The sequence below is a fragment of the Acinetobacter sp. NIPH1876 genome (assembly GCF_022808535.1).
Taxonomy (GTDB): domain Bacteria; phylum Pseudomonadota; class Gammaproteobacteria; order Pseudomonadales; family Moraxellaceae; genus Acinetobacter; species Acinetobacter higginsii.
This window is the reverse complement of sequence record NZ_JALGBR010000013.1, coordinates 114,859-129,322: the sequence shown is the minus strand read 5'-3', so window position 1 is coordinate 129,322 and position 14,464 is coordinate 114,859. Positions and strand designations below refer to the sequence as shown.

The window sequence follows — 14,464 nt, the reverse complement described above, 5'->3', positions numbered from 1 at the left end:
ACAACGATTCGTACCATTTTTAGTATCTTTTCTCGTTATTCATGAGTGGGCTTGCTTTAGCTAAGAAATGTTTTACCTGTATTTTTTTCAAGTGAAATACAATCGAATTCGATCATACGCACAAGGCCAAAACAATACAATGAACTTATGAGGGCAACTCATCAGTCATAAAAAGGTACTTCAAAATTAAAGAGTGGCGATTTAAGCCACTCTTTTTCTACTCAAGAAAATATTGATTTATAATTCAATCATTAGAAGTTTGCTTCTGTTTATTTTTGAGACGCTCCTCCCAAAAAGTTGCATTACGGATACCCAATTTAATTGGATCAAATGTAAACTCCTTAACTCCTGCTTTTTGTTGTTCTTCATAGTCACGTAAAGCCTTAATGGTCGGTTTCCATACAAAATAGGTCACGATAATACCGATGATATTAATCCATGCCATCAGACCGACCCCAATATCACCAATCCCCCAAATATAACCTGTTGCACTGAGTACGCCATAAGCCACAGAAATCATAATGAAACATTTGGTGATAAATAAAAGAGATGGCGTTTTGGTGATATAGCTCAGATAAGTGATGTTTGTTTCAGCAATATAGTAATAGGCCACGATCGTGGTAAAGGCAAAGAAGAACACTGCCAAGGCAACAAATATCTGACCAAAACCACCAAACACTGTGCTAACCGCCATTTGCGTAAATGCTGGTGAACCTATCTCAGTGCCAGGCGCAACATTCTGTACGATAAACTGCCCAGCTTCTAAAGTACCCTGTACGTTATACATACCAGTAATCAAAATCATAAAAGCTGTTGCAGAACACACAAATAGCGTATCAACATAAATGGAGAAGGCTTGCACAAAACCTTGTTGTGCTGGATGCTGAACTTCTGCGGCTGCAGCAGCGTGCGGTCCTGTACCTTGTCCTGCCTCATTGGAGTAAACACCGCGTTTTACCCCCCAACCAATGGCGGCACCAATCCCTGCCATTGGCGAAAATGCATCTTCAAAAATGAGTTTGATCACGCCAGGCAATTCTTGGATATTCATCGCCACAATAATCACGGCCATCAAGATATAACCCAAGGCCATAAATGGAACAACGAACTCTGCGAAGCGTGCAATACGTTTAATTCCACCAAAAATAATGATTGCCAATAAAGAAACAATCACGATTAAGGCCAATAATTTATAAGTACCGACATTACCAAATACGATGGCGCCCTGACCTGTAATTTGGGTAAACGCATTACCGACCGCATTGGCTTGAATACCGGGTAGGAATAAACCACAGGAAATAATTGCAGCAATCGCAAAGAGAATCCCTAACCAACGCTGGCCTAAGCCACGGTCAAAATAAAATGCAGGTCCACCACGATATTCACCTTGATATTCGACCTTATAAATTTGACCGAGAGTTGACTCAACATAAGCGGTACTTGCACCCAAAAATGCAACCAACCACATCCAAAACACAGCACCTGGACCACCGAATCCAATTGCTGCCGCCACCCCTGCAATATTCCCCACTCCGACACGTCCAGATAAGGAGACTGCCAGCGCTTGGAATGAGGAAATTCCTTGCGCGGAGGATGAACCATTAATTAACAGCTTTGCCATTTCCTTAATTTGGCGAACCTGTACAAACCGAGTTAAAATAGAAAAAAACAAACCAGCACCTAGGCATAAATAGATCAGCGCTGGACTCCAGATAATTCCATTTACCCAATTTACAATTTCTGCTGCACTCATAGACATCAACCTTTATTATATATTTTGAAAAAATAGCCACTGCTAAATTCCCATTCGTCTGAGCATGAGCAATATCTATGCCATTCGATCAAAATCTCATGACAACAAATAAGCGAACACACCTATACCATCCATGGAAAAAGTGAATTGAACAAAAAAATGAATGCTAAAAACACACTGTCTATAAGTTGTATATCATGTTATTTTCCTGAGCACTTCCCTTTAACCAACCAGTGACGAAACCGTACTGTCTTCTTGTTTTATCCTTATAAAGAACGATCAGCGTTGTTAGAAATTTTCGTCCTGACTCTTTTTTATCTAATTTTAAGAAAGTTTTCAATTTTATCTTATGGCAAAAATTAAATCCGTTTACAGATGTGAACAATGTGGTGCAGATCATCCCAAATGGGCTGGGCAATGTTCTGAATGCGGCGAATGGAATAGTTTACTGGAAGTCCGTGTCGAACCAGTGGTTACCCATCGTGGTCAACCTAAAATAGGCGGCTATGCGGGGCAAGCAGCCAGTATTACCACGCTCAATCAAGTTACAGTCTCCAATGAAACCCGTGTTCCGACAGGCATTAGCGAATTCGATCGTGTGCTTGGTGGTGGCCTAGTCATTGGTTCAGTAGTATTGATCGGTGGTGATCCTGGGATTGGCAAATCCACTATCCTGTTGCAAACCGCCACCCATATGGCCAGTAAAAAAAGTTCGGCACTTTATGTGACGGGTGAAGAATCACTTTCACAGGTTGCCTTACGAGCTCAACGTTTAGATCTACCCACAGACTCACTTAAGGTGATGGCGGAAACCTGTGTCGAACGCATTTGCGAAGTGTTGGCACAAGAACGCCCTGCTGTTGCAATTTTGGACTCAATTCAGACCTTATATACCGAAACATTACAATCAGCACCTGGTGGGGTCTCACAAATCCGTGAATCTGCTGCCCTACTGACTCGATTTGCAAAGAATAGTGGCACTGCTTTATTCCTGGTGGGTCATGTCACCAAAGAAGGCGCATTAGCGGGTCCACGTGTTTTAGAACATATGGTCGATTGTGTGCTTTATTTTGAAGGACAATCTGACTCTCGTTACCGCATGATACGTGCTGTGAAGAACCGTTTTGGTGCAGTCAATGAACTCGGTGTATTTGCGATGACCGATAAAGGTCTACGTGAAGTGGCCAATCCATCGGCTATTTTCTTGAGCCGCTATGATGAAGCCATTCCGGGCTCTATCGTAATGATTAGCCGTGAAGGAACGCGCCCACTACTGGTTGAGGTTCAGGCTCTCGTTGATGATGCGCATGGGCAACCCCGTCGAGTCGCTCTCGGCTTGGAACAAAACCGTTTAAATATGCTGCTGGCAGTCATGCATCGACATGGTGGCGTACAAACCTCAGGACAAGATGTCTATGTCAATGTAGTCGGTGGTTTAAAAATTACCGAGACGGGTTCTGACTTAGCGGTACTACTGGCATGTGCTTCAAGTTTAAGAGGCAAAGCCTTGCCACAGCAATTGGCAGTCTTTGGCGAAGTCGGGCTCTCGGGTGAAATTCGCCCTGTACCGAATGGTCAAGAACGCCTAAAAGAAGCAGCAAAACATGGCTTTAAGTATGTGATCTTACCTCGAGGAAATGCACCACAAAAGTCGATTGATGGCGTACAAATCATTGCTGTAGCCCGTTTGCATGAAGCCCTGACTGAAGCCATGCAGCTAAGTGATGAATTAGGGTAATCATTTGACATAAAAAAACATACTTTTGTTATTGAAATTCCATCGAAATACATGCATAAATACATTTACAAATTGGATTTAAATAGGAATTTTCGATGCAAGTACACCAGCGTGGCTTGATGGCAGCTCTTTTAATGGCAACTTTGGTTGCTGCACCGCTTGCGGAAGCAAAACGTGCAGGTGGTGGTAAAAGCCACGGCATGAGCAGATCTAGTTCATCTAGCCAATCTTACCAGCCATCTCGTCAAGCAGCTCCAGCACCTCAACAACAAACTGCACCACAGAAATCTGGTCCAGGCGTAGGTACAATGGTTGCTGCGGGTGTAGCTGGTGCTGCAGTGGGTGCAGTTGCAGCCAATGCATTAGCAGATGACAAGCAACAAAATCCAACAGCAACTGAGCAACAGGCTAATGCTCAAGCACAGCAACAGGAAGAAAAAGGTGGCATTCCTAGCTGGCTTTGGGTTCTTCTTGCTGCAGCGATCGCCTTCTTTGTTTTCCGCAAATTAGGCGCAAAAAAAAAATTAGCAGCCAATAATCCATACGCACCAAACAATGGCGGTCAAAATAACTTTGGCCGTCAAACCCCACCTCAGCCTGCGACACGTCAAGCAGCAACTGACAACACCAATATCTTTGGTCAATCTGTCGCTGGTGGCGCTGCTGCTCCACAAGCGCCATTTGGTGCTGCATCAATGAGTAGTGGTAACCAATTACCAGATGGTACTGAACCTGCTGCATTCTTGCGTATCGCACGTCAACGTTTTAACCACATTCAGTCGGTAAACAGTGCGAGCAATGTCGAAGAAATTCGTCGTTATTTGACACCTGAACTTTATAATTCAATGTACAGCGACATTATGGCGAACCAAGACCAAGACGTTGCCGAATTCAGTAACCTCAATGCAATGGTTGTTGAAAGCACCACTGAAAATGGTCAATATCTTGTTAGCGTTCGCTTTACCGGTACAGTCAGTGAAGACTTAAATAGCTTGCCACAACCATTTGCTGAAATCTGGCATTTTGTGAAGCCTGCTGGCTCACAACAAGATTGGGTTGTTGCGGGTATCCAGCAAGCTTAATTGCTTTGATTGGACAAAGAGAGCTGTTTCGACAGCTCTTTTTTTATGGGTTAGCTTTTAGCAAAACTAAAAAAAGCCACTCTCTATATCGGAGAATGGCGGAGTGTAAACAGAACCAACATTACTTATTATTAGAATAAAGAACACAACCTAGCACGATCTGTCTATTGATACTAACGGATAAGCTCAAAGAAAAACCATTCCTCTTTTGGGGAATAAATGCAATTTTATTGCGATCATTTATCCCAAGCTAACACTGCATTCAGCCATTCAGCCATTCAGCCATTCAGCCATTCAGCCATTCAGCCATTCAGCCATTCAGCCATTCAGCCATTCAGCCATTCAGCGCATCATAAATTGACAAGGGCACGCTGACCCACTTTAAAAGGACAACTCATAGCTAAAATCAGACAATTTTGAAGAAAAATGAAAGGTACAGACATAAAAAAGCTTTGCCGAAGCAAAGCCTTTAAATCTGATCTTTTTAAGTATTTAGGATCATGAAACAAACTGTAGGAACAACCAATATAGACCACCAGATAAGGTAATCGTTGCTGGTAAAGTAAAGATCCAAGCAGACAGAATTGTTCTAACCGTTGCGAAGTTTAGACCTGACTTATTGGCAACCATAGTACCTGCAACCGCACTGTTTAATACGTGTGTGGTTGATACTGGCATACCAAGACCATCCGCTGCTGCAATGGTACTCATCGCTACAAGTTCAGCAGACATGCCCTGACCATAAGTCATGTGGTTCTTACCAATACGCTCACCGACAGTCACAACAATACGCTTCCAGCCCACCATGGTACCTAGACCAAGCGCAAGAGCAACCGCAACTTTCACCCAGTTTGGAATGTATTGAAGGAATGAATCCAAGCTACTACGGTATTCTTTCACAACTTTAGCTTGGTCTTTATCCATTTCTGGCAAAGCTTCAGCTTTATCTAAACGTTTAAACGTGGTGGTGCTTAAATACATGTCATTGCGGATTTCGCTAACAGCAGCTTCAGGAATCGCCTTAAGATCGCCATAACCAGCAACACGTGTACCCAAGTGCTCTGTCATACTTGCTAACGCAGGTACAACTTCAGCCGTTTGTTCTTTGGTTTGGATATATTTAGTTAATACTTCACGCGCTTTCTCATCTGTCAGCTCGTTTTGATTAACGTTTAAAACCGTCGCTGTTTTTGAAGAAAGCTGTTCAAAAGACTGTAAATGCTGCGCGTCTAAATTTTTGTTCAATGAATAAGCCAATGGAACTAACCCGATCAAGATCAACATGATTAAACCCATGCCTTTTTGACCATCGTTTGAACCGTGTGCAAAGCTCACACCTGTACAAGTAAAAATTAGAATTGCACGAATCACTGGTGGTGGCGGCTTGTTACCTTCTGGTGGCTGAAACAGCTCCATTTGGCGTTTAAATACTTTCTTCACCAACAAGAATAGAATTGCTGCAAATGCAAAACCAATCAATGGAGAGAATAATAATGCCTTACCAACTTTAATCACCTGATCCATATCAATACCACTACTGGTCGCGCCAGCTGAAGCATTTAAAATATGGTTCATGATGCCCACACCCAAAATCGATCCGATTAAGGTATGTGAACTTGATGCAGGAATCCCCAAAAACCACGTTCCTAAATTCCATAGGATCGCCGCGATTAATAATGCAAAAACCATCGCAAAGCCAGCGCCGCTGCCGACATTCATGATCATTTCTACAGGGAGTAATGCAATAATACCGTATGCAACCGCACCACTCGCTACCATAACCCCAAGGAAGTTACAGAAACCAGCCCACATCACTGCTGCTGGAGCAGGTAATGCATTGGTATAAATAACCGTCGCTACAGCATTCGCCGTATCGTGAAAACCATTTACAAATTCAAAGCCTAAAGCAATGAAAAGTGCCGTCGATAAAAGAATAACTGAATATAAACTTAAAGGCGGTACATGTGCCAAATCAGCACTGAGCTGAAAACCGATATAAATCAGTGTTGCAACAATAATTGTCAAAAACACCGGCATAAAGAATTTCGGTGTTGGTACATGTACATTCGTCGATTTTGCCTGAGAGCTGGCAAGCGGTGAATCCGAAACAGGAGGAAGATTAGAATTCATGTAGACGGTTAGAGGATAATAAAATCCCCTGTATTGTTTAATTAAATTATGACAATTATATGACAAAGGGCTGTCACATAAAGCCAAAATTTCATGTTTTCATCACATTTTTTTGTATTTTCTTGCGATAAACCCGCTCCGACATTTACTTTAATCAATAAAAAACAATGCATTATAAAACTAAAAACAGCGATAGAACTGTTTGTCTGATTTTGCAACAAACGCTACGAAATATGACATTAGACTGTCACATTTCGAACTGGATGTTTTCTTTTTAAGCATTATTCAATTCAATTGTGACAACTTCATGAACATTTTATGACATTTTCTAAGTGACCCGATGAATCACTGTTCAAGCTTGCTGAAAATACGCGCTTTGACCTAGCTTCTGTTACAATGCCCCTGCTTTTTATCTTGATCATCAACTGGGGTTTCTGAATGTCCACGCTTACCACCCTACAATCACTTCTTACCCAACGCATCCTGATTATTGATGGTGCAATGGGAACCATGATTCAACGCCATAAACTAGAAGAAGAAGATTATCGTGGTGAACGTTTTGCAGATTGGGCATCAGACCTTAAAGGCAATAATGACTTATTGGTTTTAACCCAACCACAGATTATTCAGGGCATCCATGAAGCTTATTTGGATGCAGGCGCAGATATTATCGAAACCAACAGCTTTAACGGCACCCGTGTTTCAATGTCTGACTACCACATGGAAGACCTTGTTCCAGAGATCAACCGTGAAGCGGCGCGCTTAGCCAAAGCAGCATGTGAAAAATATTCAACCCCAGAGAAACCGCGTTTTGTTGCAGGCGTACTTGGCCCTACCTCACGTACCTGTTCGATTTCACCGAATGTTAACGACCCTGCATTCCGTAATATTACATTTGATGAATTAAAAGAAAATTATATTGAAGCTGCCCACGCCTTGATTGAAGGTGGTGCAGACATTCTTTTGATCGAAACTGTGTTTGATACCTTGAACTGTAAAGCCGCGATCTTTGCAGTCAAAGAAGTATTCAAACAAATCGGTCATGAACTGCCGTTGATGATTTCAGGCACCATTACCGATGCATCAGGTCGTACCTTAACAGGCCAAACTGCTGAAGCGTTCTGGAACTCAGTACGTCATGGTGATTTACTCTCAATCGGTTTTAACTGTGCCTTGGGTGCAGACGCGATGCGTCCACACGTAAAAACCATTGCTGATGTTGCTGATACTTTTGTCTCCGCGCATCCAAACGCAGGTTTACCGAATGCCTTCGGTGAATATGATGAAACACCTGAACAAACGGCAGCATTCATTAAAGAATTTGCTGAAAGCGGTTTGATCAATATTACAGGTGGTTGCTGTGGTACCACACCAGATCATATTCGTGCCATCTATAATGCAGTCAAAGACATTCAGCCACGTCAAATTCCTGAAACCAAACCAGCCTGCCGTTTAAGTGGTTTAGAACCATTTAACATTTATGATGATTCATTGTTCGTCAATGTGGGTGAACGTACCAACGTCACGGGTTCAAAAAAATTCCTGCGTCTTATTCGTGAAGAAAAGTTTGCCGAAGCTTTGGAAGTAGCTCAGCAACAAGTTGAAGCTGGTGCACAGATCATCGACATTAACATGGATGAAGGCATGTTGGATTCGCAAAATGCGATGGTACATTTCCTCAATCTCGTTGCATCTGAGCCAGATATCTCTCGTGTGCCGATCATGATTGACTCATCGAAATGGGAAATCATTGAAGCAGGCTTAAAATGTGTGCAAGGTAAACCTGTTGTTAACTCGATTTCCTTAAAAGAAGGTTATGACGAGTTTGTCGAAAAAGCTCGCCTATGCCGTCAGTACGGTGCTGCGATTATTGTAATGGCCTTTGATGAAACAGGTCAGGCCGATACTGCTGCACGTAAGCGTGAAATCTGTAAACGTTCTTATGATGTGTTGGTTAATGAAGTGGGCTTCCCTGCTGAAGATATTATTTTTGACCCGAACGTGTTTGCCGTGGCAACAGGGATTGAAGAACACAACAACTATGGCGTCGATTTTATTGAAGCGACAGGTTGGATCAAACAGAACTTGCCGCATGCCATGATTTCAGGCGGTGTCTCTAACGTCTCCTTCTCCTTCCGTGGTAATGAGCCTGTGCGTGAAGCGATTCACTCAGTATTCCTTTACCATGCCATTAAACAAGGCATGACCATGGGGATCGTTAACGCTGGTCAAATGGCGATTTATGACGATATTCCAAAAGAACTAAAAGATGCGGTTGAAGATGTTGTTCTGAATCAAAACCAAGGTGAATCAGGTCAAAACGCCACAGAAAAACTGCTTGAAGTGGCAGAGAAGTTCCGTGGTCATAGTGGCGCGCAACGCGAAGCCGAAAACCTTGAATGGCGCAATGAATCGGTTGAAAAACGTCTTGAATATGCATTGGTAAAAGGTATCACTACCTATATTGATGAAGATACCGAAGAAGCCCGTTTAAAAGCCAAACGCCCTCTTGATGTGATTGAAGGTGCATTGATGGATGGCATGAACGTAGTTGGTGACCTGTTTGGTTCAGGTAAAATGTTCCTGCCACAAGTCGTGAAATCTGCACGTGTGATGAAGCAAGCCGTTGCATGGCTGAATCCGTACATCGAAGCTGAAAAAACAGGTAGCCAATCCAAAGGTAAAGTGTTGATGGCAACTGTTAAGGGTGACGTACACGATATTGGTAAAAATATCGTGGGTGTGGTTTTGGGTTGTAATGGTTATGACATCGTTGATCTTGGCGTGATGGTACCAGCAGAAAAAATCCTGCAAACTGCGATTGATGAGAAATGTGACATCATCGGTTTGTCGGGTTTGATCACCCCGTCTTTGGATGAAATGGTGTTTGTTGCCAAAGAAATGCAGCGTAAAGGCTTTAACATTCCACTGTTAATTGGCGGCGCAACCACTTCAAAAGCCCATACCGCAGTGAAGATTGATCCGCAGTATCAAAACGATGCAGTGATTTATGTTGCCGATGCCTCGCGTGCAGTTGGTGTAGCAACCACCCTACTCTCGAAAGAAATGCGTGGCAATTTTATTGCAGAACACCGTGCTGAATATGCCAAGATTCGTGAACGCCTAGCCAACAAGCAACCGAAAGCAGCCAAGCTCAGCTATGCTGAATCGATTGAAAATGGTTTCAAGGTGGATGACAACTATGTGCCACCGATTCCAAATCGTTTAGGTACGCAAGTTATTACTAACTATCCATTAGCGACCTTGGTTGAATACTTTGACTGGACACCCTTCTTTATTTCTTGGAGCTTGGCAGGTAAATTCCCGAAAATCCTGACAGATGAAGTTGTCGGTGAAGCGGCAACTGATTTGTATAACCAAGCTCAAGCGATGCTGAAAGACATTATCGAGAATAATCGTTTTGATGCGCGTGCGGTCTTTGGTCTATATCCTGCACAGCGTACAGCTGCGGATACCGTCAGCGTGTTTGATGAAGCAGGTCAGAATGTTACGCATACCTTTGAGCATATTCGTCAGCAATCTGACAAAGTGACAGGCAAACCGAATTTATCTTTAGCGGACTTTATTAGCACTTCTAAAGACAATACCGATTATCTCGGTGGTTTCACGGTATCGATTTTCGGTGCTGAAGAATTGGCAAATGAATATAAAGCCAAAGGTGATGATTATTCAGCAATCTTGGTTCAGTCTTTGGCCGATCGTTTTGCAGAAGCATTTGCTGAGCACTTGCATGAGCGTATCCGTAAAGAATTCTGGGGCTATAAAGCTGATGAGACTTTGGGCAATGAAGAATTAATCAAAGAGAAGTATATCGGTATTCGTCCTGCGCCAGGTTACCCTGCTTGCCCAGAGCATTCTGAAAAAGCAGTGTTATTTGATTGGTTAGGTTCAGAAGCGAAGATCGGTACCAAGTTGACTGAACACTTTGCGATGATGCCGCCTTCTTCTGTCAGTGGTTTCTATTATTCTCATCCTGAAAGTGAATACTTCAACGTAGGCAAGATTTCTCAAGATCAGCTTGAGGATTATGCAAAGCGTAAAGGTTGGACATTGGATGAAGCGAAGCGTTGGTTAGCACCAAATTTAGATGATTCGATTGCTTAAGTTAGACTTCTAATCTCCCCTAACCCCTCTTTAAAAAAGAGGGGGAACTTTTGCGTATCAAATGAATTACGTGACAGCTCCTCCCTTTGAAAAGGGAGGTTGGGAGGGATTAAATTGATATTTAAATAAAAAATATATAATTTATAAAATAAATATTTTCTGAGTGTGATACTCATGACTCTTAGCTTAATATTATTAATTTTATATAACATATAAGGAAATACATAGAAAACTACATACAGCTATTGTACCTAAAATGGATTCAGAAACTTGTAATCCTCCCCAACCCTCCTTTAAAAAGGAGGGAGTATCATGAATCCAATATCTACATTCAATTCGCGGTAAAGTCCCTCTTTGAAAAGGTGGGAAACTACGTTTCGCAAGAGGGGGATTCTAACCTTTGCCGAACCACATAATAAATCCGCTCTACAACAGCATCAATCTCAGTCAAAATCTGATGATTACTAAATCTTAAAGTGATCAACCCTAATTCACTTAAAGCATGATCACGATTTTGATCAGCTTCCAACCCTGTTTCGGTATAATGTTGCCCACCATCACATTCAATGACCAAATTCACTGCTGGACAATAGAAATCCACAATAAAATTTAGAATCGGCTTCTGTCGATAAAACTGTAATCCTAAAATCTGTTTACGTCTGATTCTTTGCCATAGCAGTTGCTCAGCATCTGTCATATTACTTCTTAAATTTCGAGATGCTTGCTTTAGATTTTTATTATAAGGCTTCATCAATACCTACGTTTAAAACAGACGCATGCTTAACCAAATCCGAGCATCTCTAGCACAATATATAAACTCTCTTTAGAACCTATACCATTTAAATATAGGTTCTTTGCCTTTACAGCTCTTTATGTTTCTCAATCAAATCTTCAAGATTCTGATAAACATGCAAGACTCGATCTTTATGCGTTCGCGCATGATCCAAACGCTGCTCAGGGTCAACTAAAAGCAAAGTGTGCCCATCATCGATCAAACGATCAATGCCTTCCAGAAACATCCGTTTCCCGACATCATGAATCAAGGAAATCTGAGTTAAATCAATCACAATAGAACTTTTATTGACAGGCTCACATTGCAACGTCCGTAACAACATTTCCGCTTCAGTAAATTTCAATACACCGCGAAGTACATAGACACTCAAAGAAGCATCTTTTCCAGTGCGATAATGACTCTGCACAATGGTTTGTGCGGAAGGTGTGCCTTCCATCAAATGCAAGCCCATATCACGAGAGAGTCGCTCCAAGATATCTATGCCGCGTACACTATTGCCATGTTCATCGAGTCGAGGAGAAAAAGCCGCTATGCTGACCTGACCAGGTAACACGCCCAAGATTCCGCCAGCGACACCACTTTTGGCAGGAATACCAACCGTTGTGAGCCAATCCCCCGCGGCATCGTACATACCGCAGCTCATCATCACGCTCAGAACTTGACGTACCACAGCACGATTCAATAAGCGTTTTCCAGTTTTAGGATCAACCCCACCATTGGCAAAAACACTGCCCATCCTCACTAGATCTTTGACCGTCACCAAGATCGCGCATTGCCGGATATAACCATTCACAATATCGACAGGATCGGACTCCAAAATCCCGACGGTACGCAACATATAACCAATCGAGAGATTTCGATAGGCTGTTTTTACCTCAGACTCATATACTGCATCATCAAATTGCAGTTCACGCCCTGCCAGCTCGCTCATAAATCGACGTAAAATTTCTGCGCCTGATAGATCCTCTTTACTTGGAATCAATGAATGCGTGGTGATTGCACCTGAATTAATCATCGGATTTTTAGGACGGCGATCTTTACCCAATGAAATTTCATTAAAGGCTTCGCCCGAAGGTTCAACCCCAACTTTCTCTAATACCGCATCAATGCCAAGCTGTTGCAGCACATAGGCATAAGTAAACGGTTTAGACATCGATTGAATCGTAAATTCAATCTCATCATCCCCAACGGAATAGATTTCACCATCGACGGTAGACAAGGCCAGCGCCAAACGATCGGGATTGGCATTGGCTAACTCAGGGATATAATCGGCGAGATGCCCACTGTTATCGATATCACAGGCATCAATCACATGTGCCAAATAATCAGGAAGTGGAGTTTTCATGGTCATCTAGCCTTTAAATGTTTCAAGTTTTAATTTAAATAAGTGCTTATAGTACAGAGTACGGATCATATTAAAATTATAGCTTTTGTAATGATTTTATGAGCTTACATACATAATTAACTCAAACGTTCTACAAATAAAATGCCATCTAAATGATCCACTTCATGCTGAACAATCCGTGCAGGGAAACCTTCAAAAGCGGTTTCAATCACTTCACCTTGTAAGGTGTAATAACGCACTTTTATCGCTTGCGCCCGTTCAACCTGCCCACGCTCATCTGGCACACTTAAACAGCCTTCCTCACCTAAACAAGACTCTTGAGAAAATGCCAAAATCTCAGGATTGACCATCACTACCGCATCCATTTCGGGTGCATCGGGATAACGTGGATTCGGACGAGATGCCACAATAATTAAGCGTTTAGAAATATAGACTTGTGGTGCGGCAATCCCAACACCATTACGCTCCAACATGGTCGCATGCATGGCAGATGCCAATTGTAATAACCACTCACTATTAAATTCCCCGTTTGCGACAGCTGCCGCTTTAATTTTTAAAACTTCTTCACCACGTTGTGCTACAGGTAGAATTACACTCATCCCACGCCCTTATCGTTGTTTTGACCGAATAGTGAATATTATCGTATTGGATATTTTATCGCGTTACCATAATTTTCATTTAAGAATCTTGTCATAATATATTCGCGAAAAAAATAATGAATGGCAAAGCACATGAATGCAACCCAACTATTTCTAGGTGTCATCTTTAGCTCGATTGGCTTAGGCTATTTTATGTATGGCAAAAAGCAGAAAATGACCGTGCCTTTGGTATGTGGTCTTATCTTGATGCTCTTTACCTATTTTATTGATAGCACAGCCATGATCAGTATCATTGGCGTGGCGCTTTCAATTGTTCCCTATTTTCTGCGCTTCTAAATAAAAAAACTCCCCAAATGGAGAGCTTTCTTTCATTGAGAAATTAAAGGTGTTTCTTTAATTCATCTGCAACGATCTCGATTTCAAGCGTGCTGAATTTACGGATTTCGCCTTCTGCATGCTTTTCTAACATACCACCAATCAACGGCACTTTTACTTTGACAGTCCATGTTAAAGAGATATTCACTTTTTCGCTGTCACCCGTGACACTGCGCTCACCCTTCGCTTCCAAAGGTAAGTTTGCACCCAATTCAACCGTCGAGGTTAAGTTTTTCAAATGGGTAATATCAGCACGTTTTAAACGGAACGCATTTTTTAATAATTTTTTCGCCACCTCTGGAATATTAACATCCAGATTATATTCACGGCGTAGTGTATAAATATCACCCTGAATATTCGATTCGATAATTTCCAAATTTTCACCTGGAATACGCTTACACACTGCTTCATGCAATGAAGTATCCGCGACCAGTCTTGAAAAGTCCTCAATTGAAACACCATGAATTGTTTCATTAACCGTAAATTGATGTGCCATTTTTAAATGTCCATTTCGTTTTATTAGG

At 42.1% G+C, this 14,464-nt stretch carries 11 protein-coding genes; 5 read left to right on the top strand and 6 right to left on the bottom strand.

Annotation, left to right across the window (positions count from 1 at the left end; translation table 11 throughout):
• Positions 1 to 244: 244 nt before the first annotated feature.
• Positions 245 to 1,753 carry an alanine/glycine:cation symporter family protein gene (locus MN869_RS15295; protein ID WP_005205053.1) on the bottom strand — a complete coding sequence of 503 codons (1,509 nt, stop codon included), beginning with the start codon at positions 1,751 to 1,753 and terminating at the stop codon, positions 245 to 247.
• A gap of 349 nt (positions 1,754 to 2,102) precedes the next feature.
• Here MN869_RS15295 and radA point away from each other — a divergent pair, with 349 nt between their 5' ends.
• The 3 genes from radA to MN869_RS15280 all read left to right on the top strand — a co-directional run bounded on the left by radA (position 2,103) and on the right by MN869_RS15280 (position 4,948).
• Positions 2,103 to 3,491 carry a DNA repair protein RadA gene (gene radA, locus MN869_RS15290; RefSeq protein WP_004805571.1) on the top strand — a complete coding sequence of 463 codons (1,389 nt, stop codon included), beginning with the start codon at positions 2,103 to 2,105 and terminating at the stop codon, positions 3,489 to 3,491.
• 95 nt (positions 3,492 to 3,586) lie between these two features.
• Positions 3,587 to 4,573 carry a Tim44-like domain-containing protein gene (locus tag MN869_RS15285; protein ID WP_033134666.1) on the top strand — a complete coding sequence of 329 codons (987 nt, stop codon included), beginning with the start codon at positions 3,587 to 3,589 and terminating at the stop codon, positions 4,571 to 4,573.
• Between the two features lie 219 nt (positions 4,574 to 4,792).
• Positions 4,793 to 4,948 carry a hypothetical protein gene (locus tag MN869_RS15280; RefSeq protein WP_243308548.1) on the top strand — a complete coding sequence of 52 codons (156 nt, stop codon included), beginning with the start codon at positions 4,793 to 4,795 and terminating at the stop codon, positions 4,946 to 4,948.
• 123 nt (positions 4,949 to 5,071) lie between these two features.
• Here MN869_RS15280 and MN869_RS15275 read toward each other — a convergent pair whose 3' ends face one another.
• Positions 5,072 to 6,703, bottom strand: a complete 1,632-nt coding sequence (locus MN869_RS15275; protein WP_005190284.1) for an inorganic phosphate transporter — start codon at positions 6,701 to 6,703, stop codon at positions 5,072 to 5,074.
• Between the two features lie 438 nt (positions 6,704 to 7,141).
• Between MN869_RS15275 and metH the strand changes: the two genes are divergently transcribed.
• The gene (gene metH, locus MN869_RS15270; RefSeq protein ID WP_243308546.1) at positions 7,142 to 10,828 is read left to right on the top strand and encodes a methionine synthase; all 3,687 of its coding nucleotides are present in this window, start codon (positions 7,142 to 7,144) and stop codon (positions 10,826 to 10,828) included.
• A gap of 370 nt (positions 10,829 to 11,198) precedes the next feature.
• On the opposite strand, the gene MN869_RS15265 is transcribed toward metH, so the two are convergent.
• From MN869_RS15265 to def, 3 genes are all read right to left on the bottom strand, one after another.
• Positions 11,199 to 11,579 carry an endonuclease domain-containing protein gene (locus MN869_RS15265; RefSeq protein WP_033133114.1) on the bottom strand — a complete coding sequence of 127 codons (381 nt, stop codon included), beginning with the start codon at positions 11,577 to 11,579 and terminating at the stop codon, positions 11,199 to 11,201.
• A gap of 109 nt (positions 11,580 to 11,688) precedes the next feature.
• Positions 11,689 to 12,966, bottom strand: coding sequence for a glutaminase (locus MN869_RS15260; protein ID WP_005190294.1), 1,278 nt, complete (start codon positions 12,964 to 12,966; stop codon positions 11,689 to 11,691).
• 116 nt (positions 12,967 to 13,082) lie between these two features.
• The gene (def, locus tag MN869_RS15255) at positions 13,083 to 13,565 is read right to left on the bottom strand and encodes a peptide deformylase (RefSeq protein WP_004805557.1); all 483 of its coding nucleotides are present in this window, start codon (positions 13,563 to 13,565) and stop codon (positions 13,083 to 13,085) included.
• Between the two features lie 132 nt (positions 13,566 to 13,697).
• Here def and MN869_RS15250 point away from each other — a divergent pair, with 132 nt between their 5' ends.
• Positions 13,698 to 13,901 carry a hypothetical protein gene (locus tag MN869_RS15250; protein WP_033133115.1) on the top strand — a complete coding sequence of 68 codons (204 nt, stop codon included), beginning with the start codon at positions 13,698 to 13,700 and terminating at the stop codon, positions 13,899 to 13,901.
• Between the two features lie 43 nt (positions 13,902 to 13,944).
• Here MN869_RS15250 and MN869_RS15245 read toward each other — a convergent pair whose 3' ends face one another.
• Complete coding sequence (locus tag MN869_RS15245) at positions 13,945 to 14,436, bottom strand: DUF2505 family protein (protein WP_004654699.1); 492 nt, start codon at positions 14,434 to 14,436, stop codon at positions 13,945 to 13,947.
• Between the last annotated feature and the right edge of the window lie 28 nt (positions 14,437 to 14,464).

Excerpts from the sequence above, each read along its gene's own strand:
- MN869_RS15245 (WP_004654699.1), bottom strand. The coding sequence starts at position 14,436 with ATGGCACATCAATTTACGGTTAATGAAACAATTCATGGTGTTTCAATT.
- MN869_RS15295 (WP_005205053.1), bottom strand. The coding sequence starts at position 1,753 with ATGAGTGCAGCAGAAATTGTAAATTGGGTAAATGGAATTATCTGGAGT.
- MN869_RS15250 (WP_033133115.1), top strand. The coding sequence starts at position 13,698 with ATGAATGCAACCCAACTATTTCTAGGTGTCATCTTTAGCTCGATTGGC.
- MN869_RS15260 (WP_005190294.1), bottom strand. The coding sequence starts at position 12,966 with ATGAAAACTCCACTTCCTGATTATTTGGCACATGTGATTGATGCCTGT.
- MN869_RS15265 (WP_033133114.1), bottom strand. The coding sequence starts at position 11,579 with ATGAAGCCTTATAATAAAAATCTAAAGCAAGCATCTCGAAATTTAAGA.
- metH (WP_243308546.1), top strand. The coding sequence starts at position 7,142 with ATGTCCACGCTTACCACCCTACAATCACTTCTTACCCAACGCATCCTG.
- MN869_RS15275 (WP_005190284.1), bottom strand. The coding sequence starts at position 6,703 with ATGAATTCTAATCTTCCTCCTGTTTCGGATTCACCGCTTGCCAGCTCT.
- def (WP_004805557.1), bottom strand. The coding sequence starts at position 13,565 with ATGAGTGTAATTCTACCTGTAGCACAACGTGGTGAAGAAGTTTTAAAA.
- radA (WP_004805571.1), top strand. The coding sequence starts at position 2,103 with ATGGCAAAAATTAAATCCGTTTACAGATGTGAACAATGTGGTGCAGAT.
- MN869_RS15285 (WP_033134666.1), top strand. The coding sequence starts at position 3,587 with ATGCAAGTACACCAGCGTGGCTTGATGGCAGCTCTTTTAATGGCAACT.
- MN869_RS15280 (WP_243308548.1), top strand. The coding sequence starts at position 4,793 with ATGCAATTTTATTGCGATCATTTATCCCAAGCTAACACTGCATTCAGC.